This window comes from Aliiroseovarius marinus (assembly GCF_004360145.1).
In the GTDB taxonomy this organism is placed as follows: Bacteria; Pseudomonadota; Alphaproteobacteria; order Rhodobacterales; family Rhodobacteraceae; genus Aliiroseovarius; species Aliiroseovarius marinus.
Genome location: NZ_SAIT01000011.1, coordinates 85,200 through 111,827, shown reverse-complemented (window position 1 = coordinate 111,827; position 26,628 = coordinate 85,200). Strand labels below are relative to the sequence as shown.

The following is a 26,628-nucleotide window of genomic DNA, read 5'->3' as shown; positions in this document are numbered from 1 at the left end:
CTCCTGTTATGTCACGTGAGGATTAGATACGGGCGGCGCGCCTGTGATACAAGGTCGCGCTTAGTCTTCCTCGAACGGGTCCCATTCGTCTTCGACCTCGGCCAGGCCTTCTTCGGCGGCCTCCTGCACCATATCCTCGGCAGATCGGATTTCGGTGATGCGCGCCTTTGGGAAGGCGGCGATCACGGCCTGCACCAAGGGATGCGCCTTGGCCTCTTCCTCCAGCGCCAGCTTTTCGCCATCGCGGGTTTCGGTGATGGTCGGCGCCTCGCAGCCATTGACCAGCGTCACGCCCCAGCGCACACCAGTCCAGCCATGCAGGCGCTGCGCCAGACGCGCGGCCAGATCCTGCGGCGCGTCGTCTGAGGGCGTAAACTCGATCCGTCCCGGCTGGTAGGATGCCAGACGCACGCCGCCCTCGACCTCAACCAACAGTTTCACGTCGCGATTGGTGCGGATCAACTCGACCACATCCTCGAACCGCGCATATCGCGCAAGCGAGGTTTCGGCATCCGCCGCCACGGCCAAGGCAGTCGCCCCGCCCCCCGGTCCCGAGGGCATAGATTGCGTCGACATGGCTGGCGCACCCATTGGCGCTCCGCCACCAGCGGGCATTCCACCGCCACCACCCGGCCCTGCGGGTGGCGTGGGGTGGTCTTTCAACTTACGCACCAGTTCTTCCGGCGAGGGTAGATCAGCCACATGGGTCAGACGAATAACCGCCATTTCCGCCGCCATCATCGCGTTGGGCGCACGGCCCACTTCCTCGATCGAGGTCAAAAGCATCTGCCACATTCGCGCCAACACGCGCATCGGCAAAGCCTGCGCCATCTGCTGCCCACGCGTGCGCTCGTCAGGCGAGACCGTCGGATCCTCGACCGCTTCCGGCGTGATTTTGATAACGCTGACCCAGTGCGAAACCTCGGCCAGATCGCGCAGCACCGCCATCGGGTCGGCCCCGTCGGCATATTGCGCGCCCAGCTCGGTCAACGCACCCGCAGCGTCACCCTTCAGGATCATATCAAACAAGTCCAAAACCCGGCCACGGTCTGCCAAGCCCAGCATCGCGCGCACCTGATCGGCGGTGGTTTCCCCCGCCCCGTGCGAAATCGCCTGATCCAGCAATGACTGCGCGTCGCGGGCAGAACCCTCGGCCGCCCGCGTGATCAGTGCCAGCGCATCATCCGCAATCTCAGCGCCCTCGGCATCGGCAATCCGGCGCAGCATGGCCAGCATGTCTTCAGGTTCAATCCGACGCAGGTCAAAACGCTGACAACGGGACAGAACGGTGACCGGAACCTTGCGAATCTCGGTCGTCGCAAAGATGAACTTCACATGTGCCGGTGGCTCTTCCAGCGTCTTCAACAGCGCGTTGAACGCACTGGTCGACAGCATGTGAACCTCATCGATGATGTAGATCTTATAACGGGCCGAGGCCGCCCGGTAATGCACGCTTTCAATGATTTCACGAATGTCGCCAACCCCGGTGCGCGATGCTGCGTCCATCTCCATCACGTCCACGTGCCGCCCTTCGGCAATCGCAACGCAGTGCTCACACTCGCCACAGGGCTCAACGGTCGGGCCACCCTGCCCATCCGGGCCGATGCAGTTCATCCCCTTGGCGATAATCCGCGCCGTGGTCGTCTTACCGACCCCGCGAATGCCGGTCATCACAAAGGCTTGCGCAATCCTATCCGCCTCGAACGCATTTTTCAGCGTGCGGACCATCGCCTCTTGCCCGACCAGATCGGCAAAGGTTTCAGGGCGATATTTACGCGCCAGAACCTGATAGGCGGGGGCGTCAGATTGCGTGTCGGTCATGGAATGCCTTCGGGCCGGATTCGTGTCCGGGCCAGACTATGCGGCCAAAGCCGCGCCGTCCACCGAAAGCCAATTGGCGGATGGCTTTCTGCGTGCTACGCCAAACGCATGGAACCACTTTTCCCCATCGCACACCTGCCCGCAGGCAACGGAACCCTTGGCATCTGCCCCATCCCCGGTCGCAGCGGAGATTACCGCGAAGACTTGGAAACCCTGCTCGACTGGTCACCTGATATGGTGCTGACCATGACCACCACGCGCGAGATGCAAAGCTTTGGCGGTGCCGATCTGGGCCGCGACCTCACACAGGCTGGCGTCATCTGGCACCACCTGCCCATTCAGGATTTCGGCGCCCCCACTGCCAAAATCATCGCCAGCTGGAGCGACATATCCCCCACCACCCACCGCATCCTTGCCCAAGGCGGCAAAGTGCTGGCCCATTGCAAAGGCGGTTGCGGGCGGTCCGGCATGATGCTCCTACGCATTCTCTGCGAAGCCAGGGAAGAGCCCGCCACAGCCCTCACCCGCCTGCGCGCAGCCCGCCCCTGCGCTGTCGAAACCGACGCACAGTACGCTTGGGCCAGCCAGCTCTAACCCTTATTTTCTTGTCCTAAATACCTTGGGGGAATGTGAAAGCCCGCAGGGGTTTCGCAGGGGGCTAAGCCCCTCAGGCTCGCGAAGCGAGCTAACGACCTTTCCGCTTGCCCGCCCCACGCACATGCGCGTTGACCATTTTCGAAAACTTCTTCTCCCGTGACCGCGACTGCGCCACGGTTTCCGAGTTCTTCTTCTCGCCCTTGCGCAGCTTCATCCAGCGATCCAACCGTTCTAGATCCAGATCCCCCGCCGCGATGGCAGCCTGTACAGCGCAACCCGGCTCGGTTTCATGTGCACAGTCAGAAAAGCGGCATTGCGCTTCCAGCTCGGCCAGATCGTCGAATACGTTGTCGATACCCTCGCGCGAGTCCAACAGCCGCAGCGCGCGCATGCCCGGCATGTCGATGATCCACCCGCCTTGCAACATCGGGCGCATCGAGCGCGCAGTGGTCACGTGGCGCCCTCTGGCGTCATCCTCGCGGATTGCGCCCGTCGCGGCGTCACCTCCGGTCAATGCGTTGGTCAGGGTGGTTTTCCCCACGCCAGACGAGCCAATGAAGGCGGCGGTTTGCGGCGCTTTACACCACGCCGCGACTTCGGCCGCGCTGTCAGGATCGCGCGCATTCACCGTCAGGATCGTCAGCATCGGGTCCAACGCCTGCGCCTCACGCTCGTAGTCGCGGGGATCGTCGCACAGGTCGGCCTTGGTCAGCACCAGTACTGGATAGCACCCGGCCTCGTGCGCCAAGGCCAAAAACCGTTCCAGCCGCGCGATGTTGAAGTCGTCGTTACACGAAGTCACGATGAACAGCGTGTCCACGTTGGCCGCGATCAACTGCACATGGGCGTCCGTCCCCGCGCCACGCCTCTGCAACAAAGACCGACGCTCAAGGATATGCTGAATACGCATTTCCGGGTCGGCCAGAATCCAGTCGCCCACCGCCAGTTCACCGGCCGAGAATTTCGGCGTCGTCAGCGTTACAGCGCCAGCTTCACCCAACGCAGACATCTGCGCGCGGTGGATTTCGGTCAGTCGATAAGGGGTCAGCGTGTCTGGATGTTCGGCGCGTTCCTGTTCAAACGCGGGCGACCAGCCTAGATCCACAAGCGCCAGCGTCATTGGGCGTCCTGATGGGCCGGTAGAACACGCATGAAACACTCCGTTCAATTGCGGGCGAATGTGGGGGATCGCCGCGCGGGCTTTGGTCCGACTGTGTGAAACGGCGTTTCATCTGTCGGGGAAATCGATGTCCCTCTTGGGGAAACTGCGTTTCCCCTGTCGGGGTTTCAAATCCGGGGGATTTGAAACTAGGTGAGAGGCTGAACACGACCCAGACGGGGCTCGTTGTGGCTGCTTCCTTCCGGACCTGACCATATTGGCGAGGCGCCTACCCGCGCCAACCTCTCGCCTTCCATATATGAGGCTGCGCTGAGGGATGCAAGCCTCAGAGCGGTAGCTCGTAGCAGGTAAATCCACGCGCATCACATGCGGTCAGTTCGTTCAGACGAAGCCACGGATACTCTTGGACAACCTCGCGCCCTTGTGGCGAGGATCGAAACCAGACAGATGCACCGTCGACGGGCACAAACTGCCAGATCGGAGACGCTTCGACCGCGATACAATCCTGATTGGCAACATAATCCATCAACAGCTCGCGAATCTCGATCGGGGCGACTGGAAGAATGTCCTCAGCCACCGGCAGCGGATAGTTTCCCCCGCCCAACACGCGATAATCCGTCGTGGCCAGCAGGAACTGGTCCTCATCCCGCACAGGACGTCCCTCGTGACACAGCGCCCTGATGCGCCCCGCGGTGGCCGACCGCAGAGCCCCAGCGGGCGAAAACCGCGACGGCTGGGTCAGATCAACCTGATAGGTCAGCCCCAGAATGCTCTCGTGAATGTATCCCGGCACGCCGTCATCTTTCAGCTGCACCGCCTTCTGTCCCGGCAGAACCCGATTGAAGATGCTGCAGGACCGCTCAAGCCAATCGCGCAGGAATGCGCCCGTCACCTTTACCAGCGCAAAGCTGTTGGGAAACATATAAAGGTCCGCCAAAGACCGCTGCGTCAGCGTTCCCGCACCAAGGGCCGTATAATAGTCCGGCCCGCCAAAACCCCCGGACTTGAAGGCCGCACTGGCGGCCAGAAGCGGCAGATCGGGCAGGCCCAGCGCGTCTTTGCACAAACGAGCGTGGTCCAACATAGCATGCTGTACCAACCGAGTGGCGCTGTCTGCCCCCACCAGCGTGAAATAGTTATTCAGCGGGCGCACCGTTTCCCCAACCCGCGCCTGCATCGCCGCGCGGGTGCTGTTGTGCAGATCCGAAAACAGCGCCTCAATGGTGTTATTTTCAGGAGCCTCGCAACAGGGATCGTCCGACACCGCGCGCAGGCTGGCCGCGCCGCTACACACACTCCACTGCCCATCAAGACGGGTCATCGACAGGTCAATCACGCCCAGATGAGACCCCCAGAACCCCGGCATGACCGTGGGAATGCCGTTCAGAAAGCCGTCATCCTCGGCGCCTTCGGCAGGGAACACCTGATGCGTATGCCCGCCAACCAGCGCGTCGATCCCCGGAATGGTCGAGAGCGGATGCAGCACGTTCTCCATATCCGCACTGTGCGCTGTGTCCCCCAACCCACTATGGGCCAGCGCGATAATCACATCTGCGCCTTCCGCCTTCATCTGAGGCACATAGCGAAGGGCGGTGTCCAGAATATCACGCGTGTCGATCTGCGCCTGATGCAAAGAGTTCGGCGGCAGGAAACCAATCACGCCAATCGTCAGCACCTGCACCCCACCGTGATCGTCTTCCACCTGCCGCCGCAGCAAGACATAGGGTGCAATTCCCGCGTCTTTAGGCAGGTCCGCATTCGCCGTTAGCACAGGGAAATCCGCCCCGCGAATGGACCGCAAGACCGCGTCGCGCCCCTGATCGAAATCATGATTGCCCAGGTTCATGGCATCATAGTTCAGGTGGTTCATCGCGCGGATCATGGGATGCACTGGATCGCTGCCCACATCGGGCAGGCGCTCGCCCAGCGCCGAGCCATACAGGCAATCCCCGTTATCCACCAAGATCACATTGGCCGCTTCCCCGCGCGCCGCGTCGATCAGCTGCGCCGTCCGTGATAGCCCCCACCCGCTGACAGACCGGTCCGCGTGATAGTCATAGGGCAGGATATTCATGTGCAAATCGGTTGTGGCCAGGATCCTCAGGCGCACGCGAACCCCTTGATCCGCAACTGGATTCTGAACGAAATGCCTCATCCCCTTACCATTTCTTTCCCTCGGCCACTTTTCACACTCACCCCTTGGGTGTTTAGGTAGCTCCAATTCTCGCTAATGTTGCATAATGTCAATTTAATGACCCGATAACGGCAAGATTCAAAACTGGACAGTCGGGTGGGCTCTGATAGCGTGCGCGGCAATGAACCAACGTAGGACCGCCCCATGAAAATCGCCGAGCAGGTCACATTTGCAGCAGGCAATCTAAACCGGGATGCCGAAAGCCGTGGAAACCCGGAAAAGCTCGCCGCATTGGCGCAGACTGGGCACCTGTTGCCCCTGTGGCGCGGGAAAATCCTGCTGAAGCCCGAGGGCGATGGCTGGGATCTGGCTTATCTGACCCAAGCCACGCTGCCTGCCGATTTCGAAGCCGCCCCGCGCGTTTATCTTGGCCTTCAGAACGATGTGCCGCTGTTCGCACTGGACGTGTCCCGGTGGGAGCCCGAGGACGACCTGCCGGACGCCACGCAGTTCGTGGATCGCAGCATCCAGCGCCACCCCGATCTGCCCGCGGACTTTGGCTTTGCCGAGCTGCGCGCAACGATGGCAGGCCTGACCCCGGACGAGGCCGAGGTCGCGGCCACCGCGCGCTCGATCTTGGAATGGCACCGCATCCACGGGTTCTGCGCCAATTGCGGCACGAAGACAGATGTTGCGATGGCTGGCTGGCAACGGGATTGCGGGGATTGCGGGCGCTCGCATTTTCCCCGGACCGATCCGGTGGTGATCATGCTGATCACACACGGCAACTCGGTTCTGGTGGGGCGGGGAATCGGCTGGCCCGAGGACATGTATTCCCTGCTGGCAGGATTCGTCGAACCCGGCGAGACCATTGAAGCGGCCACACGGCGCGAGGTCTACGAGGAATCAGGCGTTCGCGTTGGGCCGGTTGGCTATCTGGCGTCTCAGCCCTGGCCCTACCCGTCATCATTGATGGTCGGCACCTGGGGGCATGCGACAACCACCGAAATCAAGCTGGATCCGAACGAACTGGCCGATGCCCTTTGGATCACGCGCGAGGACATGCTGGACATCTTTGCCGGTCGCAATCCCGAGATCAAACCCGCCCGAAAAGGTGCAATTGCGCATTTTTTGATGCAGAACTGGCTTGCGGATCGCTTGGACTAACTTCATTTTCACCGTCGACGCGAATGGCAGGAGCATTTGATGAAAATCAAGACCCACGAAGACATCGAGGCCACAATCGATCAGGTATTCGACGCCGTCACCGATTTCGAAAGCTTCGAACTTGCCGCATTGCGCCGCGGGGCCGAGGTGCGCCGCGTCGATACGCTGACCCAGCCCGGACAGGGCATGAGCTGGCAGGCAAAGTTTGCCCATCGTGGCCGTCAGCGGGTTGCCGACATCAATCTTGAACAGTTCGAGCGCCCGAACCAGCTGCGCGTCTGGTCGAAAATCTCGGGACTAACCGCCGATGTGGACGTCGAGTTGGTGCCCTTGTCCCGCACGCGCACACGCATGACCCTAAGCGTCGACATGCGTCCCAAGACCATTCCGGCACGGCTGTTAATCCAGTCATTGAAGCTGGCACGCACGACGATGCTGCGCCGCTTCCGTAAACGCGTCTCGGAATACGCTGCCACGATCGAGGCGCGGTACAAGACCTGACCGCGCCTAGCGCATTCTCTTAGTCGCGGGCGGGATCGCGGGGGTAGACTCCAAGAATGTCCAGTGACGACGTAAAATAGGCCAGTTCTTCTAGCGCCAATTGAACGCCCCGATCATCCGGGTGGCCTTCGATATCCGCATAGAATCGCGTTGCGGTGAAAGATCCATCCACCATGTAGCTTTCCAGCTTCGTCATGTTGACGCCATTGGTCGCAAACCCGCCCATCGCTTTGTAAAGCGCAGCCGGGATATTTCGGACCTCGAACACGAATGTGGTCATCATGCCATGCTCGCCACGCCGCTCTAGATTGGTCTCGCGTCCCATGATGACGAAGCGGGTGGTGTTGTGGCCGTGATCTTCGACATCCTCGGCCAGCAGATCGAGGCCGTAAATATCCGCCGCCAGCGCGGACGCTAGAACCCCTTCACCCTGCGTCTTGGCTTTCGCCAGATGTGCAGCCGCCCCGGCGCTGTCCGCAGCACCAACGCCGCGCATGCCGTGCATCTTCAGGAAGTTTGCCGATTGCGGCAGCAACACGGGATGTGCGCGCACCAGCTTGATGTCGTCGATCTTGGCGCCCGGTAGCCCCATCAGGCTGATCCGAACGCGCACGAAAGCCTCGTCCAGAATATGCAGCCCACTTTCAGGCAGAAGCCGGTGAATGTCCGCAACCCGGCCATAGGTCGTGTTTTCGATCGGCAACATCGCCTGATCCGCCTGCCCCGAGCGCACGGCCGCGATGACCTCGTCAAAGGATTCGCAGGGCATGGCTTCCATATACGGTCTGGCGGCCTGACATGCCTCGTGGGAATAGGCGCCTGGCTCTCCTTGAAAGGCGATTCGGCTGGTCATTTTGCGGACCCTCCCTGCGGGTTAGCGTTAAAGGACTATAAGTCGCGCGTCATATCGCTTGAAAAGACACAAGGGAAGCGGCTAGAAGGCTTCTGACTTTGGATGAGACGGATCGCGACATGTTCGACACAATGACCTTTACAAAAGCGAGCGCCGCCGTGATTGGCACGCTCTTGGTACTTCTGCTGGGCAACTGGGCCGGCAGCGCGCTGTATAACACCAGCGGCGGCGGCCACGGCGCAGGCCATGGCGATGAAGCACACGCAGCCGCCACCGGCTATGTCATCGCAGTTGAAAGCGGCGACGCTGCCCCCGCGGAAGAGGAAGAAGCCGTTCCCTTTGCAGATCTGGTTGCAGCAGCTGACCCCGCCAAAGGCGAAAAGGTCTGGGGCAAGTGTAAAGCCTGCCACAAGCTGGAAGACGGCGCCAACGGCACCGGCCCGCACCTGTACGGTCTGGTTGACCGCCCGATCGCTGGCGTTGCTGGCTTCGGCTACTCGGACGTTCTGGCTGGCATGAGCGGTGACGCTTGGACCATCGAAGCTCTGGACGCATGGCTGGCCAACCCGAAAGCTTTCGCTCCGGGCAACAAAATGACCTTCTCGGGTCTGAAGAAAGACAAAGATCGCGCCAACCTGGTTGCGTATCTGGCCACCATCGGCGGCTAAGCGCCCCTTCGGTGAAGAAATTCAAAGGCCGTCCGGTATTCCGGGCGGCCTTTTTCGTTGCGCCGTTTCGGGCGGCGTACGGCGGATTAACACCCAGTTCACCAATTCGCGCCTTGAATGTTATCGGGCAGCGCTTTTTACTCGGATCAACGCATTCCGCTGATGAACGGAGGTACCGCCATGCGCGACGCACAGACCAAGACCATGACCCGACCTGATACCCGCGCCCTGACACTGGGGTTCGGATTGGCCGCGGGGGCCTTGCTGGCGCTGGCACCTTTGGCCGCCAAGGCCGAGACCACGGTCAGCCACGGCTATTCCAATTTCGGCGAGCTGAAATACGGCCCGGATTTCACACATCTGGATTACGTAAACCCGAACGCCCCAAAGGGTGGCGAGATTTCGATCTGGGCGCAGGGCACGTTTGACAGCTTCAACCAGTTCACCCGCAAGGGGACGACGGCCTCGATGGCGACGATCGGGTATGAAAGCATCCTGACCTCGACCGCAGACGACCCCTATGGCACCTACTGCTTCCTGTGCACCACGATGGAGTATCCAGACGATCTGTCTTGGGTCATCTTCAACCTGCGCGACGACGTGACCTTCTGGGACGGCACCAAGATGACGGCAGAGGACATCGCCTTCAGCCACAACCTGTTTGTCGAACAGGGCATCGCCGAATACCGCGCCATCATCACGGAAATCGTCGCGGGCGTCGAAGTCACCGGCCCGCTGCAAGTCAAGTACACCTTCACGGAAGACTCCCCGAAACGTGACCGGATCAGCTTTGCGGGCAGCAGCATGGCCCTGTCGAAAGCGTGGTTCGAAGAAACTGGCGCACGGGTGGACGAACGCTCGGACGCGCCGTTCATGGCGACCGGCGCCTATAAGCTGGGCAGCTTCGACTATGGCCGCCACGTGACCTATGAGCGCGACCCGAATTATTGGGGTGCAGATCATCCGCTGTCGGTCGGACAGAATAACTTTGACGAGATCACGGCGATCTATTTCGCTGACGGCACCGCCGCGATGGAGGGCTTCAAGGCAGGCACCTACACGTTCCGCACCGAGAACTCCTCGCAAATCTGGGCCGAGGATTACGACTTCCCGAACCTGCGCAACGGATATGCAATCAAGGCCGAGTTTCCCGATGGATCGGTCGGAACCGCGCAAAGCTTCATCTTCAATCTGGACAAAGGTGTTTGGCAGGATCCCAACGTGCGTGACGCATTTGGGCTGATGTTCAATTTCGAATGGTCGAACGAGGCCCTGTTCCGCGGGCTCTACAGCCGTGTCGACAGCTTCTGGCCCGGCATTGATCTGGGTGCCAAGGGTGCTCCCAGCGCGGGTGAGGTCGAGATCCTTCAGCCGCTGGTCGATCAAGGCTTGCTGCCCGAAACCATCCTGACCGCCGACGCCGTGATGCCGCCGGTCCACGACGCCGACGAAAACCGCCCTTCGCGCAAATTCTATCGGCAGGCCAACAAACTGCTGGAAGACGCCGGGTGGGAGATCGGATCGAGCGGCTTCCTTGAAAAAGATGGCCAGCGCATGTCGGCAACTTTCGTCACCTACAGCCCCGCTTTCGACCGCGTGATCAACCCCATCGTCGAGAACCTGAAACAGCTGGGCGTGGATGCCAAACTCGACCGCGTGGACATCCCGCAATATATCGAGCGGACCCGCTCGGGCGATTTCGATCTTGTAACCCACTCGATTGGCATGGGGTTCGAACCCGGCACGGGGCTAGAGCAATGGTTCCACTCGAAAACCGCCGAAGACAGCTCGCGCAACCTGATGCGTCTGCGCGATCCTGCGGTGGATGCGCTTCTGCCCATCGTGGCACAGTCGGAAACGCTGGATCAGCTGCGCACCTCGACCAACGCGCTGGACCGCGTGCTGCGCCATATCGGCTTTACCATTCCGCAATGGTACAAGAACAAGCACACCGTGGCCTTCTATGACATCTTCGGCTACCCGGAAAATCTGCCGCCGCTGGCTCTGGGCGAACTGTCCTTCTGGTGGTACGACGCGGACAAAGCCGCCAAATTGGAAGCGGCGGGCGTGTTGAAATAACCCGCCCCAGATAACCGAGCACAAAACCAAGGACCGCATATGGGCGCCTATATTCTGCGAAGACTGCTTTTGATCATCCCGACCCTGTTTGGGATCATGGTGATCAATTTCACGCTGACGCAATTCGTGCCCGGAGGCCCGATCGAACAGATCATCGCCCAGATGGAAGGCGGCGGGGATGTGTTCGAGACGATCTCGGGCGGCGGGGATGCGGGGATCGAGGCCAGCGGTGGCGACGAAAGCTATCTTGGTGCGCGCGGTCTGCCTGCGGAATTCATTGCCGAACTTGAGAAAGAATTCGGCTTCGACAAGCCCCCGCTTGAGCGTTTCTTCACGATGATCTGGAACTATATGCGACTGGATTTCGGCGAGAGCTATTTCCGATCCATCGGCGTGTTCGAGCTGGTGGCCGAGAAAATGCCCGTGTCCATCACGCTGGGGCTGTGGTCGACCGTGATCGCCTATATGATCTCGATCCCGCTGGGCATTCAGAAAGCGGTGCGCGACGGATCGGATTTCGACACCTGGACCTCGGCCATGATCATTGTGGCCTACGCCATCCCGGGCTTTCTGTTCGCGATCCTTCTGCTGGTGCTGTTCGCGGGCGGGTCTTACCTGCAATGGTTCCCGCTCCGCGGCCTGACATCCGACAACTGGGAAGAGTTGTCCCTGTGGGGCAAGGTCGTGGATTACTTCTGGCACATCACATTGCCGGTGCTGGCGTCGACGATTGCCAGCTTCGCGACGCTGACCCTTCTGACCAAGAACAGCTTTCTGGATGAGATCAAGAAGCAGTATGTCGTCACCGCCCGCGCCAAGGGTCTGGCCGAGAACCGCGTGCTCTATGGCCACGTCTTCCGCAACGCGATGCTGATCGTGATCGCGGGCTTCCCCTCGGTCTTTCTGGGCGTGTTCTTTGGCGGCTCGGTCATTATCGAGACGCTCTTCTCGCTCGATGGGCTTGGCCGTCTGGGCTACGAGGCCGCACTCGCCCGCGACTATCCGGTGATCTTCGGCACCCTCTTCGTCTTCGGTCTGCTGGGCCTTCTGGTCGGCATCCTCTCGGACCTCATGTATGTCTTCGTCGATCCCCGCATCGACTTTGAAGGGCGCGAGGTCTGATCATGGCGCTGTCCCCCCTCAACCAACGCCGCTGGCGCAACTTCCGCCGCAATGGCCGCGCTTTCTGGTCGCTGATCCTGTTCGCGATCCTGTTTGGCCTGTCGCTGTTTGCCGAGCTTCTGGCCAACGACAAACCGATTTTGGTGAAGTACGATGGCGGCTTCTACACGCCGGTTGTCAAGTTCTACCCCGAAACCGCGTTCGGCGGCGACTTCAAGACCGAGGCCGTCTATGGCGATATCGAGGTGCAATGCCTGATCATCGCCCAAGGGTCACAGGCCTGCTGGGACGACCCGGAAGGTGTGATTGCCGAGGCCAAAACCGGCACGGTCGAGGGTGAACCGATCAACAAAGGTTGGCTGATCTGGCCGCCGATCCCCTATAGCTACACCACCATCAACGACATCGACGGCGCCGCCCCCAGTGCGCCAGATGCGCAGCACCTTCTGGGCACCGATGACACCGCGCGCGACGTGTTGGCCCGCGTGATCTATGGCTTCCGCCTGTCCGTGTTCTTCACCGTTGTCGTGACCATCCTGACCTCGATCATCGGGATCACGGCAGGGGCCATTCAGGGCTATTTCGGGGGCTGGATCGACCTGATCTTCCAGCGGATTTTGGAAATCTGGGCCTCGACCCCGTCGCTCTACGTGATCATCATCCTCTTCGCGATCCTTGGGCGAAGTTTCTGGCTGTTGGTCTTTGTGACGGTCCTGTTCGGCTGGCCCGCGCTGGTCGGCGTCGTCCGCGCTGAATTCCTGCGCGCCCGCAATTTCGAATACGTTCGCGCCGCCCGTGCGCTTGGCGTGTCCAATCGCGTGATCATGTTCCGCCACGTACTGCCCAACGCAATGGTCGCCACGCTGACCATGCTGCCCTTCATCATCACCGGTACGATTTCCACATTGGCCACGCTGGACTTCCTTGGCTTCGGCCTGCCGTCTTCGGCCCCGTCGCTGGGCGAATTGACCCGTCAGGCCAAGCAAAACCTGCAAGCCCCGTGGCTGGCCTTTACCGCCTTCATGACCTTCTCGATCCTTCTGTCGCTGCTCGTCTTCATTTTTGAGGGCGTACGAGACGCGTTTGACCCAAGAAAGACCTTCCAATGAGCCTTCTGACCGTCAACAACCTAAGCGTCAGCTTCCGACAGGACGGGCAAAGCCACCCCGCCGTGCGTGGGATCAGCTTCACCGTCGAGAAGGGCGAGACCGTCGCGCTGGTCGGCGAAAGTGGGTCGGGGAAATCCGTGTCCGCCCTGTCGACCGTGTCGCTTCTGCCAGACAGCGCCGAGGTCACTGGGTCCATCACCTATGAAGGGCGCGAGATGATTGGCGCGTCAAAGTCAGATCTGCGCGATGTACGTGGCAATGACATCAGCTTTATCTTTCAAGAGCCGATGACCTCGCTGAACCCTCTGCACACGATCGAAAAGCAGATGGCAGAGTCGATCCAGCTGCATCAGGGCCTGACCGGCGACGCCGTGCGCGCCCGCATTCTGGAGCTTCTGGACAAGGTCGGTATTCGCGACGCGGAAACGCGGTTGCAGAACTATCCGCACCAGTTGTCCGGCGGGCAACGGCAGCGCGTGATGATCGCGATGGCGCTGGCCAATGGGCCGGAGCTTTTGATTGCGGATGAACCCACCACGGCGCTGGATGTGACCATTCAGGCGCAGATCCTCGACCTGCTGGCGGATCTGAAGGAAAGCGAGGGGATGAGCCTTCTGTTCATCACCCACGACCTTGGCATCGTGCGTAAAATCGCGGACCGCGTTTGCGTCATGAAAGACGGCGAGATCGTTGAAGCCGGCCCCACCGCCGAGGTGTTCGAGAACCCGCAGCATGACTATACCAAGATGCTGCTAGGGGCCGAGGCGCATGGCCGTCCCGATCCCGTCCCCGCCGACGCACCGGAAATCGCAAGCGCCAAAGACCTGCGCATTTGGTTTCCAATCCAACGCGGCTTGATGCGCCGCACTGTCGGCCACATCAAGGCGGTGAACGCAGCCACCTTCAACGTCCGCGCGGGCGAAACGATCGGCATCGTGGGCGAAAGCGGATCCGGCAAGACCACGTTGGCGCTGGCCGTGATGCGATTGATCAGCTCGGACGGGCCGATTGTCTTCATGGGTGACGGCATTCAGGGGCTGAAATCGCGTCAACTGCAGCCCCTGCGCCGTGATATGCAGATCGTGTTCCAAGACCCCTATGGATCACTGTCCCCCCGCATGACCGCCGAGGAGATCATCGCCGAGGGTCTCTCCGTGCACGGGCTGGAACCGGGCCGCAACCGGCGCGAGATGGTGGCGGAAATCATGGAAGAGGTGGGCCTCGACCCCGACACGATGCACCGCTATCCGCACGAGTTTTCCGGCGGGCAACGTCAGCGCATCGCTATCGCCCGCGCCATGATCCTGCGCCCAAAACTGGTGGTACTGGACGAGCCGACTTCGGCCCTCGACATGACCGTGCAGGTGCAGATCGTCGAGCTTCTGCGCAACCTGCAAAGGAAGCACGGGCTGGCCTATCTGTTCATTTCGCACGACCTGCGTGTGGTGCGCGCGCTCAGCCACAAGGTGCTGGTTATGCGGGCAGGCGACGTGGTGGAGAGCGGTGACGCGGATCAGATCTTTGATGCACCCGCGACAGACTATACCCGCGCGCTGATGGCCGCGGCCTTCGACATGAAGGCCAGCGACGCTGTTTCTCAGTAGAGTGGGACGGCCCTTTTTAGGAGGGGCCCAGAACCTTGCACCGCGTATTGCGGGCGTTCAGGCGACGGCAGGCCAGATCGGCCTGTTCCTGCGTCAGGCTGACGAAGTTCGCATGCCACCCATCCGAACGTTTCACGACCTTACGCAGGGCTTCATCCAGCGTGTCGATCTCGCGCAGCGCCGTTTTCAGCAGGCGACGTTCCGCATGATAGCGCGTAGACAGAACCCCCACGTTGATCGCGTAGTGCCGCCCACCTGACGTGGACATACGGGTCACGATCTCGGGTGCGGCCTCGGCAGGCTGCGCGGCGGGTTCCAGCGAAGCCAGAATGATCGCAGCGGGACGCGGCGGCGGGGATGTCATGGCCGCAGACGCGACGGTCGCCTCGCCACCGAAGGGCTGGGTCGCGGTCGGCACTGGTGTCGTTTCGATGGCCGGAGCCAGCGCAACAGCTTCAGCCTCGGGCGGGGTGGTGCCGTCTTCTGTCACCGCGACCACGGCGTCTTTGATGCTATCGGTCAGGCTGGCCAGTTGGGTGTCGACAACCGGTTCTTGCGCCGCACCCGGACGGGGCGCAGGGCGCGGGCTGCGTTTGACGGCAGTGACCAGACGGATGATTTTGCCAGCCGCGCCGGGTTCAGGCGTGTCGGTTCCCACATTGCCCGCATAAGCAGGCAGCGCAGGCTTTCGCACCGCGGCATGGCTAGGCGCACGGCGGAAGCCAAGGTCCATCAGCTCGGCCACTTTGGCGTTGCGCGACGCGGTCGAACGGCCACCGAAAACGGTCGTGATAATCCGCTCTTGCCCACGTTCCGCCGAGGCCACCAGATTGAACCCGGCGGCATTGGTATACCCCGTCTTGATCCCGTCCGCCCCCTTGTAGGCGTTCAGAAAACGGCGGTTGGTGTTGTTGACCGCTTTCACACCGGCATGGGTCGAGCGGCGCGAGAACAGGTTGTAGTAGTCCGGGTGGTCATAGAAAATGTGACGGCCCAGCGTGGTCATGTCCCGCGCGGTCGACAGGTGACCGCTTTCGGTCAGCCCGTGGGCGTTCTTGAAATGCGTCCGCGTCATGCCCAGCGCCTTGGCGGTGCGGTTCATGCGGCGCGCAAAGGCGGCTTCCGAGCCCGAGATCGCCTCGCCAATTGCGGTGGCGGCGTCGTTGGCAGATTTCACCGCAGCGGCGCGGATCAGATAGCGCAGTTTGATCTTCTGGCCCTTACGCAGGCCCAGCTTGGACGGCGGCTCAGCGGCCGCTTTGGCCGAGATCGTCACGACCGTATCGGCCGAAATCTCGCCATGCTTGATGGCTTCAAACGCCACATAAAGCGTCATCATTTTGGTCAGAGAGGCCGGGTGCAACCGGGTATCCGCGTTTCGGGAATGCAAAACTTTGCCGGTGCGCGCATCGATCACCATCGCCGCATAGGGCGCGGCCTGCGCACGCATGGGGGCAAGCGCCACCAAACAGCCAATAACTGCGAGAATGAACCCAAAACGGGCCAACTGCTTAAAACGCGTCATCACGACGGTTACCTTTTCTGCCTCAATCGCCGGATCTTTTTTCGCCCAGCTGATTTGTTTTTTTCAGGCTAGCACGCGGATTTCGTTTGGGAAACCGCTTATTTACTTCGCCCGATTGCGTGTCCAAAGGGCCACGGCACGTCCCCAACCGCAAGATATGGGGCGCATGGCGCGGCGCACTTACTAGATCTGCACGCAAACCGTGGCCGCACGGGATCGTGCAGACAGCGGATTTGTCGCATCCGAACAGCCCAATGAAACCAATTGTTGAGACTTTCGCCCCCATTTTGTATGAGCGGTCCCGGATGCGCGGCCCCCTGCCCCTTTTCTCGGCGCGGGCAAGCCTTATATTGTGTGTCCCGGACGCTTTTGACTGCAACCCACGGAGCGATGTCGACATGACAACATCACCCTTCATCCTGTCCTCGGGTGGTCCCGATGATGACGGTGACGCCGGCCTTGCGGTTGCAACCAAGCCGAAGACCAAGCGCCCGCCGATGTACAAGGTGCTGCTCTTGAACGACGATTTCACCCCGATGGAGTTCGTCGTCATGGTGCTGGAGCGCTTCTTCGGCTTGAACCACTCGCAAGCATTCGAGCTGATGCTGACCGTCCACAAAAAGGGTCTGGCCGTGGCGGGGGTCTTCTCGTACGAGATTGCCGAAACCAAGGTCACTCAGGTGATGCAGCTGGCGCGCGAACACCAGCACCCGCTGCAATGCACCATGGAAAAGGAATGACCGCCGCGCGCGGGGTTCAAGATGCTTCACACACGTTTGTCCATTGCCCTTGATGATGGGCTGATTGCGCTGCCCGACGACGGTGCGCTTCTGGTGATTGGCCCGACGCCGGATCACGATATCTCGGCGCTTCCCAAGGATCGCGTGACAATCTACAGCCATTTCTATCCCGATGTGCAGTTCTGGAGCGCGCGCGGATATAACGTGGTCAACGATCTGCCGGACGCGGGCTTCGCCGCCGCGCTGGTCTGTGCGCCCCGGTCGAAGACGCAAGCGCAGGCGTGGCTGCATGCCGCAGACCGCGCCACGGGTGGCGGGCTGGTTGTGCTGGATGGTCAGAAGACTGACGGGATGGACAGCCATCTGAAAGCGCTGAAGAGACGCGCAGAGCTTCTGGGGAACCTGTCGAAAGCGCATGGCAAGATTGTCTGGTTCCAAGGCCTGGACGCACCCGAATGGGCCGCCCAAGACATCACCCTACCCGACAGCTTCATCACCCGCCCCGGCGTCTTCTCGGCAGAAAAGATCGACAAAGGGTCCGAGGTACTGGCTGCCGTCATGCCTGACGCCATCAATGGCCGCGTGGCCGATCTGGGCGCGGGCTGGGGATATCTGTCGCGCCACATCCTGTCGCGCGAGGGTGTCGAGGCGCTCGACCTGATCGAGGCCGACAAAGTCGCGCTGGACTGCGCGCGGCGCAACATCGACGACCCGCGCGTTCGGTTTTTCTGGGACGATGCCACTGCGTTCACGCCGGATCAGCCCTATGATGTGGTCATCTCGAACCCTCCCTTTCACACCAGCCGTGCGGGCCGTCCCGAATTGGGGCAGGCTTTCATCCAGTCGGCGGCACGCATCCTGAAGCCCTCGGGCCGTTTCGTCATGGTCGCCAACCGCCACCTGCCCTACGAAGACACGCTGGCCAAATATTTCCGCGTGGTCGAGGATCTGGGCGGCACCCCCGGCTTCAAGCTTCTGGCCGGGCTGAAACCGCATCGCGTGACGCGGTAAACTCCGCTAGTCTGGCGCGGGGAATCGCCCCGAGATAGGAGAGCTCATGTCCTTCAACATCCAAGGCAAGACCGCCATCATCACCGGCGCCGCCAACGGCATCGGCCTGTCCATCGCCCGCCATTTCGCCGATCACGGCGCCAATGTGGTCTGTGCCGATATGGACGAAGCCGGGCTTCTGGATCAATGGGGCCCGAACCCCGATGAAGACAGTGACGAGGCTGGAAACACCCGCATTTTCGCCGGCGACCTACGCGAGAAGCTGACAATTGCGAACCTGCTGTCCGCCACGATCGATGCGTTCGAGCGCGTGGACATTCTGGTCAACGCCTCGCGCCAAGTGGCGCTGGCCGATCCGCTGGACGCGGATGACAAATCCGTCACCTCTCTGCTGGATCAGAACCTGATGACCAGCCTGCGTCTGAGCCAGTTGGTCGCCAAGCGCATGATCCTGCAAGGCGAGGAGTTGGACGATGAAGACGATGAGACCCCGCTGGGCGCCATCGTAAACCTGTCCTCGATCGCGGCGACCCGCACCCAGCCGGGGTTGATGGCCTATTCAATCGCCTCGGCGGCGGTGGACCAGATGACCCGGTCGCTGGCCGTGGCCCTTGCCCCCAACCGCATCCGCGTGAACGCGGTGTCGTTTGGATCTTTGATGAGCGCAAGCCTGCGCAACACGATCCGCGAACACCCCGAGACCCGTCAGGACATCATCGAGGGCACGCCTTTAGGTCGGATCGCACCAGCCGCGGACATTACCGAAGCGGTGCAATTTCTGGTGTCGGAAGCCTCGAGCTTCATGACCGGCCAGATTGTTCAGGTCGATGGCGGGCGCAGTTTGTTGGACGTGGTGGGCAACCCGGCGCACTGACCGCGCGCGCCCTCGCGACATCCTGCCTTTTGCCAAACCCGCCCAGCTTTGATAGCTGGTCAGGACAGCCGTAACCTTTGACACCCGGAGCCACCGATGACCGACCAGATGACCGATCAAAAAGCACGCGCCAGCCAGTGGTTCCACGAGCTGCGCGACCAGATCGTTGCCGCGTTCGAGGCGCTGGAAGACAGCCAGACGGACGGTCCCCTGTCGGATCAACCTGCCGGTCGGTTCGAGGTCACAAAAACCACCCGCCAGTCGGATGATGGCTCGGATGCCGGGGGTGGCTTGATGAGCCTCATGCGCGGTGGCCGCGTGTTTGAAAAAGTGGGCGTCAACATCTCGACCGTTTACGGCACGCTGGGCAAGCCCGCCCAACAGGCAATGGCGGCCCGTGGCGTTCCGGGGATCGAGGATGATCCGCGCTTCTGGGCCTCGGGCATTTCGCTGGTGGCGCATATGCAAAACCCGCATTGCCCCGCAGTGCACATGAACACCCGCATGTTCTGGACCCCCGGCGCGTGGTGGTTCGGCGGTGGCTCGGACCTGAACCCCTGCATCGAATATGACGAGGACACGGCGCATTTCCACAACGTCCAGAAAGAGCATCTGGATCCGCACGACCCCACGCTTTACGGCAAGCTGAAGGAATGGGCGGACGAGTATTTCTATGTCCCCCACCGTGGCCGTGCCCGTGGCGTTGGCGGGATCTTTATGGACGACCGCAACACCGGTGATTGGGAGGTTGATTTCGCCCTGACCCAAGACATCGGCCGCGCCTTCCTACCGGCCTTCATTCCGGTGACCGAGAAGCGCCGCAACACGCCGTGGGACGAAGCCGACAAGGATACGCAGCTGGTGCATCGCGGGCTCTATGCCGAATACAACTTGGTCTATGACCGCGGCACCAAGTTTGGCTTGGCGACCGGGCACGACGCAAATGCTGTGTTGATGAGCCTGCCGCCGATGGCGAAGTGGGTCTAAAGACTTCGTTGGCTCGTTGACGCGAGCCTGAGGGGCTTTGCCCCTCGCCCTTTCGGGCTCACCCCAAGGATATTTATGGCAAGAAAATGCACAGGTGGGCTTTGGCTTGCCTTGGCGCACGTGTCGGGGCAAGCTGTGTGGAAAACCCGAAAGGCCCCCGCGTGACCAGCTTTAAACTTGACGATTTCCTGCCCTATCAGCTTGCTGTTCTGTCCAGCCGGGTGAGTGCGGAGTTTTCCAAACACTATCGCGAGGCCTATGGGATTTCGGTGTCCGAATGGCGGGTCGTGGCGCATCTGAGCCAAGCCGACAGTGTCAGCGTACGCGAGATCCACAAACGCGTGGACATGGACAAACCCAAGGTCAGCCGGGCGGCGTCTCGGCTTGAGGCGGCGGGCTATGTCACCAAGACCATCAATCCCTCGGACCGCCGTCTGGTCGAACTCAGCCTGACCGACAAGGGCCGGGCGATGATCGAAGCTTTGGCGCCTATTGCCGATGACTATGAGGCGCAGCTATCGACGCTTCTGGGGGCGGAAGATTCCAGTTTTCGTGAAGCGCTGACCGGTTTGCTGCACAAACTGGACCCCGACACCACCGCGGACAGTTGATCCCGCTCCTCTGACGGAGCGTTACACAAGACAGGTCTTCTGCTTTGCGGCACAGTGTTGCCAACTCAAAACAGGAGGTCCAGACATGTCCGATATTGTCATTCTTGACGGCGTACGCACTGCAATCGGTGGCTTTGGCGGCAGCCTTGCCCAAACCCCGCCCAGCGCGCTTGGCGCAACCGTCACCCGCGAGGCGATGGCCCGCGCGGGCGTATCCCCGGAACAGATCGGGCATGTGGTGTTCGGTCACGTGATCAACACCGAACCGCGCGACATGTACCTGTCGCGTGTGGCGATGATCGAGGCCGGCATCCCCGACACCACCCCCGCGATGAACGTGAACCGCCTGTGCGGCTCGGGCCTGCAGGCCATCGTGTCCGCCACCCAGAACCTGATGCTGGGCGACGCTGATTTCGCCGTCGCAGGTGGGGCCGAAAACATGAGCCGCTCGCCCTATATCTTGCCGCAGGCGCGGTGGGGTCAGAAGATGGGCGACACCGGTGCGCAGGACATGATGCTGGGCGCGCTGAACTGCCCCTTTGGCACTGGTCACATGGGCATCACCGCTGAAAACGTCGCGTCCGAGAACAACGTCACCCGCGACGATCAGGATGCGTTTGCACTGGAAAGCCAGCGCCGCGCCGCTGCTGCGATCGAGGCCGGGTATTTCGACAGCCAGATCGTGCCGATCGAGGTCAAGAAGCGCCGCGAGGTGGTGGCCTTCGCCCGCGACGAGCACCCCAAGCCGACGACCGCCGACGCGCTTGCCGGTCTGCGCCCTGCGTTCCAGAAAGATGGCAGCGTGACGGCAGGCAATGCCTCGGGTATCAATGATGGTGCGGCGGCGCTGGTTCTGGCCCGCGCGGACGCCGCCGAGGCCGCAGGTCTGAAACCCAAGGCGCGTATCATCGGCTATGGCCATGCAGGCGTCCGGCCCGAGGTCATGGGCATCGGCCCCGTCCCGGCGGTCGAGAACCTTTTGGCGCGCACCGGGCTGTCGGTCAGCGATTTCGACGTGATCGAATCGAACGAGGCCTTCGCCGCCCAAGCCATCGCCGTGAACAACGGTCTGGGTCTGGACACGGCCAAGGTGAACCCGAATGGCGGCGCGATTGCGCTGGGTCATCCGGTCGGCGCCACCGGCGCGATCATCACGGTGAAGGCGCTGTATGAATTGGAACGCATCGGCGGCTCGAAAGCGCTGATCACCATGTGCATTGGCGGCGGTCAAGGCATCGCACTGGCCATCGAGCGTCTGTAAGCACGCACCCGAAAGAAGAAAGGCCCGGTCGCGATGCCGGGCCTTTTGTTATTTCCAGTCGAAGAAGTCGTCGCCGACGCGGGACAGAAGCTCTGCGGCGAGCTTTCGTCCCAGCTCTGGCCCATCCGCAATCGGACCCGAGACCTGATCGGCCACGCTTTCCGATCCATCCGTCCGCAGGATCTCGCCCTTCAGGGTCAAGGTATCGCCGTCCAGCATCGCAAGCCCGGCAATCGGGGTTTCGCAGGATCCATCCAGCGCGCCAAGGAAGGCGCGTTCGGCAGCCAAGCGCTGGCCGGTTTCCAGATCGTGGATCGCATCCAGCATATCTTTGGCACGGGCATCGTCGGCGCGGCGTTCGATGCCGATGGCGCCTTGGGCGACGGCGTTCAGCATATCCGCCGTCTCGATTGCCGCGGCGGGCACGTCGTCCATGCCAAGGCGGTTCAGGCCTGCCATCGCAAGGAAAGTCGCCTCGGCCACGCCCGCACCCAGCTTTTTCAGGCGGGTCTGCACGTTGCCACGGAACTCGACCACGTTTAGGTCGGGGCGGCGGTTCAGAAGCTGCGATTTACGGCGCAGGGACGAGGTGCCGACGACGGCGCCCTCGGGCAGTTCTGCAATCGATTTGTACTTGAGCGACACGAACGCATCGCGCGTGTCTTCGCGCGGCAGGTAGCAGTCCAGCACCAACCCCTCGGGCTGCTCGACCGGCATGTCCTTCATCGAATGCACCGCGATGTCGATGCGTCCATCCAACATCGCCTCTTCGATTTCCTTGGTGAACAGACCTTTGTTGCCGATCTCTTTCAGCGGGCGATCCGTGTCGATCATCGAGCGGTTGTCGCCGGTGGTGTGGATCACCACGATCTCGAACGCCGCTTCCGGCAGATCAAACGCAGCCATCAGGCGGCGGCGCGTTTCATAGGCCTGTGCCAGCGCCAAGGGGCTGCCACGGGTGCCGATGTTCAGGGGGGCGTCGGGGGTCGGAAGCGTGTAAGTCATGGCGGTTGGTTTACGCGCGAAGCCCCCCTCTGTCCATGCCTGCGACACACCCGGCGCTTGACATCTTGCCGCTGCTTTGGGACGAGGCTTGGACCCGAACAGGAAAGGCCACCTTATGACCCAGCAAAAGACCATTCTGCGCGCACTTGCAGGCGAGACCCTTCCGACCCCTCCGATCTGGATGATGCGTCAGGCGGGGCGATATCTGCCCGAGTATCGCGCCACGCGTGCGCAGGCCGGGGATTTCCTGAAGCTGTGCTATAACTCGGAACTGGCCGCTGAGGTCACGTTGCAGCCCATCCGCCGTTACGGCTTTGACGCGGCGATCCTGTTTGCCGACATCCTGCTGCTGCCGCAGGCGCTGGGTGCGGATCTTTGGTTCGTGACCGGCGAAGGTCCGCGTCTGTCCACGATCACCGAGCAGGCTGATTTCGATAAGCTGTCGGGCAAGGATGACATTCACGAAACGCTGAACCCGATTTACGAAACCGTCCGCATTCTGCGCCGCGAGCTGCCGGAGGAGACCACTCTGATTGGGTTTGCCGGGATGCCGTGGACCGTGGCGACCTATATGATCGCGGGTCAAGGCACCAAAGATCAGGGTCCGGCCCACGCGCTGAAAGCTGAAAACCGTCCGCTGTTCGAGGCGGTGATGGATCGTCTGACCGAGGGCACCATTGAATACCTGTCCAAGCAGATCGAGGCTGGCGCCGAGGTCGTGAAGCTGTTTGACAGCTGGGCCGGATCGCTGAAAGGCGAAGACTTCCAGAAATACGCGGTGGAACCTGCCCGTGTGATCACCCAAGAGCTGAAGAAACGTCACCCCGGCATTCCGGTCATCGGTTTCCCGCGCGAAGCGGGCGAGGGCTATGTTGGGTTCGCCAAGGCGACCGGCGTGGATTGCGTGGCGCTGGATAACTCGGTCAGCCCGGAATGGGCAGCGGCCAATGTGCAGGTTGATGGCTGCGTACAGGGCAACCTGAAATCCAGCCACATGGTCACCGGCGGTCAGGCCTTGGTTGACGAGACCCGCGCCATCGTCGAGGCGTTCAAGAACGGCCCGCATATCTTCAACCTTGGCCACGGGATCACCCCGGATGCCGATCCTGAAAATGTGCAGCTGATGATCGACACGGTTCGCAACGGCTGATCAGGTAGAACTACCAGCCCGCTTGCCAAATCACCCCGGCCCGTGTCTTCTGCGCGGGTTGAGATTGGGAGGTCCGCATGCGGGTTGGTATCATCACATTGATCGTGGCTTACGTGTTAAGCCAGTTTTATCGCGCCTTTTTGGCGGTGATGACGCCTGCGCTGAAGACAGATCTGGGCGCCACGCCCGAGGATCTGGCCCAAGCATCCGGCGCGTGGTTCCTTGTCTTTGCCTTGATGCAGATCCCCGTTGGCTGGGCGTTGGACAACATCGGCCCGCGCAAAGTGGCCGCCGGATTGCTGGCGCTTGGCGGGGCCGGAGGGGCCGCGCTGTTCGCAATGGCCTCCAGCCCGGATCACATCCTCTATGCGATGGTGCTGATCGGGATCGGCTGCTCTCCGGTGTTGATGGCCAGCTATTTCATCTTCGCACGCCTGTATTCCCCCGCCGTTTTCGGCACGTTGGCCGGAATGGTGATCGGATTTGGATCGCTGGGCAATATTGCGGGCGCCTTGCCCTTGGCGCTGGCAGTCGAGCAGTTCGGCTGGCGCACCTGCCTGTGGGCCTTGGCGGCGGTCACACTGGTGGTCGCGGCGCTGATCATGGTGACGGTCGATAACCCGCCGAAAGTTACAGTCGAGGAGGGACAGGCCAAGGGGTCCGTGTTGGACCTGCTAAAAATGCCCGCGCTATGGGCGTTGTTCCCGCTGATGTTTGTCAACTATGCAGCGGCAGCCGGGCTGCGCGGCAGCTGGGCGGGGCCGTTCTTGCGTGATGTCTACGGGTTGGACACGAAAGGTATCGGCTGGGTCACAATGGCGATTGCACTGGCCATGGTGGTGGGCAGCTTCACTTATGGCCCGATGGACCGCATCTTTGGCACCCGCAAATGGGTGATCTTCACCGGCAATATGATCGCGGTTGGTATGGTATTCCTGTTGTGGGCCTTCCCCGAGGCGGGCGTGTTGCAAGTATCCCTGACTATGGCCGCAATCGGGCTGTTTGCTGCCAGCTTCCCTTTGCTGATGGCGCATGGCCGCAGCTTCTATCCGCCCCACCTTGTCGGGCGGGGCGTGACGCTGATGAATATGTTCGGGATCGGCGGCGTGGGTGTATTCCAATACGCCTCGGCCAGTGTGTATCGCTCGGCACAGGGGCCTGACGTGGCAGTGGTTGCCCCCTATCAGGCCGTGTTTCTGTTCTTCGCGGTGCCGGGTCTGATCGGCTGCCTGCTGTATCTGTTCAGTCAGGATCGCACGGATTAAGCCGACTTGCGCGATCTGCGACGGCGACGCTGCTTAGGCGCACCACCGGGGTTGCCTGAAGGCTTCTGACCCTGCGCGCCGCGCGGCTTGCGACCACCGCCGGCGCCAGCGCCTCCGCCACCACGGCGGCCGCCTCCGCCACCGCCGCCACCTTGGCCGCGCTGCGGGCGTTTTTCCTCGGCGGGGCGTTTGCCGCCCAGCACCGGGATCTCGATCTTCATGACTTTCTCGATGTCGCGCAGCAGGCCCAGCTCGACACCGGACACGAAGGAAATCGCATCCCCATCAGCACCCGCACGCGCGGTGCGGCCGATGCGGTGAACATAGTTATCCGCGACCTCGGGCAGGTCAAAGTTGTAGACATGGCTGACGCCGGGAATGTCGATCCCGCGTGCGGCCACATCGGTGGCGACCAGAATACGCGCCTCGCCCGCGCGGAAGGCGGCTAGGGCGCGATCACGCTGGCCTTGGCTTTTGTTCCCGTGGATCGAGACCGCCGCAAAGCCCTCGTGCACCAGATGCTTCATCAGCTTCTCGGCCCCGTGCTTGGTGCGAGAGAAGACCAGAGACAGCGCCTGTTCATCATGGCGAAGCAGATCGACCAGTCGGGTGATCTTTGCGCCGCGGTCCGGGCAGTAATACAGCCCCTGCGTGACCTTGTCCGCCGCCTTGCCCGGAGGCGACACCTGCACGCGCGCCGGATTGGTCAGATAGGCTTTCGACAGCTCGGCCATCAGTTTCGGCATGGTGGCCGAGAACAGCATGGTCTGACGCGGCTCGCCCAGCTCGGGCGCGATTTTGCGCAGCGCATGGATGAAACCCATGTCGAGCATCTGGTCGGCTTCGTCCAGCACAAGGAACGTCGCCGTATCCAAACGGATCGAGCCCCGGTCCATCAGGTCGATCAAGCGGCCCGGCGTGGCGACCAGAATGTCGATCCCGTTCGCCAGCATGCTGATCTGCTTGTTGATCGATACGCCCCCCACAACGGTGCGCACTTTCAGATGCGTGCCCTGCACGTAAAGGCGCAGGTTGTCGGCGATCTGGTTCACCAGCTCGCGCGTGGGGGCCAGCACCAATGCTTTCACCGATTTCGGCTGACGTTTGTCATGATTGCTTAGAAGCTGATGAATCAGCGGCAAACCAAACGCGGCGGTCTTGCCGGTGCCGGTTTGGGCCAGGCCCATTACATCACGGCCTTCAAGCACCAGCGGGATAGCCTGAATTTGAATAGGGGTCGGGGTTTCGTAACCAGCCTCAGACACGGCGGCTACCAGCTTCGGGTCCAACCCGAGCTCTGCAAATTTTGTCATCATCGTCTTTCTGGCGCACGCACGGGTGCACCGCTGTCACGCGGGTGGGGCTTTGTGCCCGTCGCTTAGGTTTGCGGTGGATGCTCGCACAAAGGCCGAATGCCCAAGCGC

At 61.6% G+C, this 26,628-nt stretch carries 23 protein-coding genes and 1 other RNA gene; 16 read left to right on the top strand and 8 right to left on the bottom strand.

Translation table 11 applies throughout. The annotated features are described in order from the left end of the window. Window positions 1-60: 60 nt before the first annotated feature. Window positions 61-1,821 (bottom strand): DNA polymerase III subunit gamma/tau, encoded by a 1,761-nt coding sequence (locus EOL43_RS12545; RefSeq protein ID WP_133489110.1) that lies wholly within the window; start codon window positions 1,819-1,821, stop codon window positions 61-63. Between the two features lie 108 nt (window positions 1,822-1,929). On the opposite strand from EOL43_RS12545, the gene EOL43_RS12540 reads away from it, so the two are divergent. After that, window positions 1,930-2,415: a phosphatase domain-containing putative toxin gene (locus EOL43_RS12540; protein WP_133489108.1), complete on the top strand. Its 486-nt coding sequence runs from the start codon at window positions 1,930-1,932 to the stop codon at window positions 2,413-2,415. A gap of 91 nt (window positions 2,416-2,506) precedes the next feature. Here the strand turns inward: EOL43_RS12540 and rsgA are convergent, their stop codons facing one another. From rsgA to EOL43_RS12525, 3 genes are all read right to left on the bottom strand, one after another. Beyond that, on the bottom strand, window positions 2,507-3,538 hold the full coding sequence (gene rsgA, locus EOL43_RS12535) for a ribosome small subunit-dependent GTPase A (protein WP_133489106.1): 1,032 nt from the start codon (window positions 3,536-3,538) through the stop codon (window positions 2,507-2,509). Window positions 3,539-3,728: 190 nt separating this feature from the next. Further along, window positions 3,729-3,826: signal recognition particle sRNA small type (ffs, locus tag EOL43_RS12530), an RNA gene on the bottom strand. 37 nt (window positions 3,827-3,863) lie between these two features. Beyond that, a complete protein-coding gene (locus tag EOL43_RS12525; protein ID WP_166636247.1) occupies window positions 3,864-5,648 on the bottom strand; it encodes a bifunctional 2',3'-cyclic-nucleotide 2'-phosphodiesterase/3'-nucleotidase in 1,785 nt (594 codons plus the stop codon). Between the two features lie 228 nt (window positions 5,649-5,876). Between EOL43_RS12525 and nudC the strand changes: the two genes are divergently transcribed. Both nudC and EOL43_RS12515 read left to right on the top strand, forming a co-directional pair. Next, complete coding sequence (gene nudC / locus EOL43_RS12520; protein ID WP_133489103.1) at window positions 5,877-6,839, top strand: NAD(+) diphosphatase; 963 nt, start codon at window positions 5,877-5,879, stop codon at window positions 6,837-6,839. A 39-nt stretch (window positions 6,840-6,878) separates the two neighbouring features. Beyond that, the gene (locus EOL43_RS12515) at window positions 6,879-7,340 is read left to right on the top strand and encodes an SRPBCC family protein (RefSeq protein ID WP_133489101.1); all 462 of its coding nucleotides are present in this window, start codon (window positions 6,879-6,881) and stop codon (window positions 7,338-7,340) included. A 19-nt stretch (window positions 7,341-7,359) separates the two neighbouring features. Here the strand turns inward: EOL43_RS12515 and EOL43_RS12510 are convergent, their stop codons facing one another. Beyond that, the gene (locus EOL43_RS12510) at window positions 7,360-8,193 is read right to left on the bottom strand and encodes a prephenate dehydratase (RefSeq protein WP_133489099.1); all 834 of its coding nucleotides are present in this window, start codon (window positions 8,191-8,193) and stop codon (window positions 7,360-7,362) included. Window positions 8,194-8,312: 119 nt separating this feature from the next. Between EOL43_RS12510 and EOL43_RS12505 the strand changes: the two genes are divergently transcribed. From EOL43_RS12505 to EOL43_RS12485, 5 genes are all read left to right on the top strand, one after another. Continuing rightward, complete coding sequence (locus tag EOL43_RS12505; RefSeq protein WP_133489097.1) at window positions 8,313-8,861, top strand: c-type cytochrome; 549 nt, start codon at window positions 8,313-8,315, stop codon at window positions 8,859-8,861. 180 nt (window positions 8,862-9,041) lie between these two features. Then, a complete protein-coding gene (locus EOL43_RS12500; protein ID WP_133489095.1) occupies window positions 9,042-10,940 on the top strand; it encodes an extracellular solute-binding protein in 1,899 nt (632 codons plus the stop codon). A gap of 39 nt (window positions 10,941-10,979) precedes the next feature. Next, entirely contained in the window at window positions 10,980-12,062 is a 1,083-nt protein-coding gene (locus EOL43_RS12495) for a microcin C ABC transporter permease YejB (protein WP_133489093.1), read from the top strand. A gap of 2 nt (window positions 12,063-12,064) precedes the next feature. After that, window positions 12,065-13,171, top strand: a complete 1,107-nt coding sequence (locus EOL43_RS12490; RefSeq protein ID WP_133489091.1) for an ABC transporter permease — start codon at window positions 12,065-12,067, stop codon at window positions 13,169-13,171. After that, a complete protein-coding gene (locus tag EOL43_RS12485) occupies window positions 13,168-14,775 on the top strand; it encodes an ABC transporter ATP-binding protein (protein WP_133489089.1) in 1,608 nt (535 codons plus the stop codon). The genes EOL43_RS12490 and EOL43_RS12485 overlap by 4 nt, the downstream gene beginning before the upstream one ends. A gap of 16 nt (window positions 14,776-14,791) precedes the next feature. Here EOL43_RS12485 and EOL43_RS12480 read toward each other — a convergent pair whose 3' ends face one another. Next, window positions 14,792-16,300, bottom strand: coding sequence for a serine hydrolase (locus tag EOL43_RS12480; RefSeq protein WP_420867517.1), 1,509 nt, complete (start codon window positions 16,298-16,300; stop codon window positions 14,792-14,794). A gap of 398 nt (window positions 16,301-16,698) precedes the next feature. Between EOL43_RS12480 and clpS the strand changes: the two genes are divergently transcribed. The 6 genes from clpS to EOL43_RS12450 all read left to right on the top strand — a co-directional run bounded on the left by clpS (window position 16,699) and on the right by EOL43_RS12450 (window position 21,784). Next, window positions 16,699-17,040: an ATP-dependent Clp protease adapter ClpS gene (gene clpS / locus EOL43_RS12475; protein WP_133489087.1), complete on the top strand. Its 342-nt coding sequence runs from the start codon at window positions 16,699-16,701 to the stop codon at window positions 17,038-17,040. Between the two features lie 21 nt (window positions 17,041-17,061). Continuing rightward, the gene (locus EOL43_RS12470; RefSeq protein WP_133489085.1) at window positions 17,062-18,051 is read left to right on the top strand and encodes a class I SAM-dependent methyltransferase; all 990 of its coding nucleotides are present in this window, start codon (window positions 17,062-17,064) and stop codon (window positions 18,049-18,051) included. Window positions 18,052-18,097: 46 nt separating this feature from the next. Continuing rightward, on the top strand, window positions 18,098-18,925 hold the full coding sequence (locus EOL43_RS12465; protein WP_133489083.1) for an SDR family NAD(P)-dependent oxidoreductase: 828 nt from the start codon (window positions 18,098-18,100) through the stop codon (window positions 18,923-18,925). Window positions 18,926-19,021: 96 nt separating this feature from the next. Then, window positions 19,022-19,912, top strand: a complete 891-nt coding sequence (hemF, locus tag EOL43_RS12460; RefSeq protein ID WP_133489081.1) for an oxygen-dependent coproporphyrinogen oxidase — start codon at window positions 19,022-19,024, stop codon at window positions 19,910-19,912. A 161-nt stretch (window positions 19,913-20,073) separates the two neighbouring features. Beyond that, window positions 20,074-20,523, top strand: coding sequence for a MarR family winged helix-turn-helix transcriptional regulator (locus EOL43_RS12455; protein ID WP_240686552.1), 450 nt, complete (start codon window positions 20,074-20,076; stop codon window positions 20,521-20,523). An 85-nt stretch (window positions 20,524-20,608) separates the two neighbouring features. Next, on the top strand, window positions 20,609-21,784 hold the full coding sequence (locus tag EOL43_RS12450) for an acetyl-CoA C-acyltransferase family protein (protein ID WP_133489077.1): 1,176 nt from the start codon (window positions 20,609-20,611) through the stop codon (window positions 21,782-21,784). A 48-nt stretch (window positions 21,785-21,832) separates the two neighbouring features. Here EOL43_RS12450 and hemC read toward each other — a convergent pair whose 3' ends face one another. Next, window positions 21,833-22,789 (bottom strand): hydroxymethylbilane synthase, encoded by a 957-nt coding sequence (gene hemC, locus EOL43_RS12445; protein WP_133489075.1) that lies wholly within the window; start codon window positions 22,787-22,789, stop codon window positions 21,833-21,835. A gap of 115 nt (window positions 22,790-22,904) precedes the next feature. Here hemC and hemE point away from each other — a divergent pair, with 115 nt between their 5' ends. After that, window positions 22,905-23,939 carry a uroporphyrinogen decarboxylase gene (hemE, locus tag EOL43_RS12440; protein ID WP_133489073.1) on the top strand — a complete coding sequence of 345 codons (1,035 nt, stop codon included), beginning with the start codon at window positions 22,905-22,907 and terminating at the stop codon, window positions 23,937-23,939. Window positions 23,940-24,016: 77 nt separating this feature from the next. Next, window positions 24,017-25,204: an MFS transporter gene (locus tag EOL43_RS12435; RefSeq protein WP_133489071.1), complete on the top strand. Its 1,188-nt coding sequence runs from the start codon at window positions 24,017-24,019 to the stop codon at window positions 25,202-25,204. On the opposite strand, the gene EOL43_RS12430 is transcribed toward EOL43_RS12435, so the two are convergent. Continuing rightward, a complete protein-coding gene (locus tag EOL43_RS12430) occupies window positions 25,201-26,517 on the bottom strand; it encodes a DEAD/DEAH box helicase (protein WP_133489069.1) in 1,317 nt (438 codons plus the stop codon). The two genes, EOL43_RS12435 and EOL43_RS12430, sit on opposite strands and share 4 nt — an antisense overlap. Window positions 26,518-26,628: the final 111 nt, after the last annotated feature.

Excerpts from the sequence above, each read along its gene's own strand:
- hemE (WP_133489073.1), top strand. The coding sequence starts at position 22,905 with ATGACCCAGCAAAAGACCATTCTGCGCGCACTTGCAGGCGAGACCCTT.
- EOL43_RS12435 (WP_133489071.1), top strand. The coding sequence starts at position 24,017 with ATGCGGGTTGGTATCATCACATTGATCGTGGCTTACGTGTTAAGCCAG.
- EOL43_RS12495 (WP_133489093.1), top strand. The coding sequence starts at position 10,980 with ATGGGCGCCTATATTCTGCGAAGACTGCTTTTGATCATCCCGACCCTG.
- EOL43_RS12545 (WP_133489110.1), bottom strand. The coding sequence starts at position 1,821 with ATGACCGACACGCAATCTGACGCCCCCGCCTATCAGGTTCTGGCGCGT.
- EOL43_RS12490 (WP_133489091.1), top strand. The coding sequence starts at position 12,065 with ATGGCGCTGTCCCCCCTCAACCAACGCCGCTGGCGCAACTTCCGCCGC.
- EOL43_RS12515 (WP_133489101.1), top strand. The coding sequence starts at position 6,879 with ATGAAAATCAAGACCCACGAAGACATCGAGGCCACAATCGATCAGGTA.
- EOL43_RS12430 (WP_133489069.1), bottom strand. The coding sequence starts at position 26,517 with ATGACAAAATTTGCAGAGCTCGGGTTGGACCCGAAGCTGGTAGCCGCC.
- hemF (WP_133489081.1), top strand. The coding sequence starts at position 19,022 with ATGACCGACCAGATGACCGATCAAAAAGCACGCGCCAGCCAGTGGTTC.
- EOL43_RS12485 (WP_133489089.1), top strand. The coding sequence starts at position 13,168 with ATGAGCCTTCTGACCGTCAACAACCTAAGCGTCAGCTTCCGACAGGAC.
- clpS (WP_133489087.1), top strand. The coding sequence starts at position 16,699 with ATGACAACATCACCCTTCATCCTGTCCTCGGGTGGTCCCGATGATGAC.
- EOL43_RS12505 (WP_133489097.1), top strand. The coding sequence starts at position 8,313 with ATGTTCGACACAATGACCTTTACAAAAGCGAGCGCCGCCGTGATTGGC.
- EOL43_RS12480 (WP_420867517.1), bottom strand. The coding sequence starts at position 16,300 with ATGACGCGTTTTAAGCAGTTGGCCCGTTTTGGGTTCATTCTCGCAGTT.
- nudC (WP_133489103.1), top strand. The coding sequence starts at position 5,877 with ATGAAAATCGCCGAGCAGGTCACATTTGCAGCAGGCAATCTAAACCGG.
- EOL43_RS12465 (WP_133489083.1), top strand. The coding sequence starts at position 18,098 with ATGTCCTTCAACATCCAAGGCAAGACCGCCATCATCACCGGCGCCGCC.
- EOL43_RS12540 (WP_133489108.1), top strand. The coding sequence starts at position 1,930 with ATGGAACCACTTTTCCCCATCGCACACCTGCCCGCAGGCAACGGAACC.
- EOL43_RS12500 (WP_133489095.1), top strand. The coding sequence starts at position 9,042 with ATGCGCGACGCACAGACCAAGACCATGACCCGACCTGATACCCGCGCC.
- rsgA (WP_133489106.1), bottom strand. The coding sequence starts at position 3,538 with ATGACGCTGGCGCTTGTGGATCTAGGCTGGTCGCCCGCGTTTGAACAG.
- hemC (WP_133489075.1), bottom strand. The coding sequence starts at position 22,789 with ATGACTTACACGCTTCCGACCCCCGACGCCCCCCTGAACATCGGCACC.
- EOL43_RS12470 (WP_133489085.1), top strand. The coding sequence starts at position 17,062 with ATGCTTCACACACGTTTGTCCATTGCCCTTGATGATGGGCTGATTGCG.
- EOL43_RS12450 (WP_133489077.1), top strand. The coding sequence starts at position 20,609 with ATGTCCGATATTGTCATTCTTGACGGCGTACGCACTGCAATCGGTGGC.
- EOL43_RS12510 (WP_133489099.1), bottom strand. The coding sequence starts at position 8,193 with ATGACCAGCCGAATCGCCTTTCAAGGAGAGCCAGGCGCCTATTCCCAC.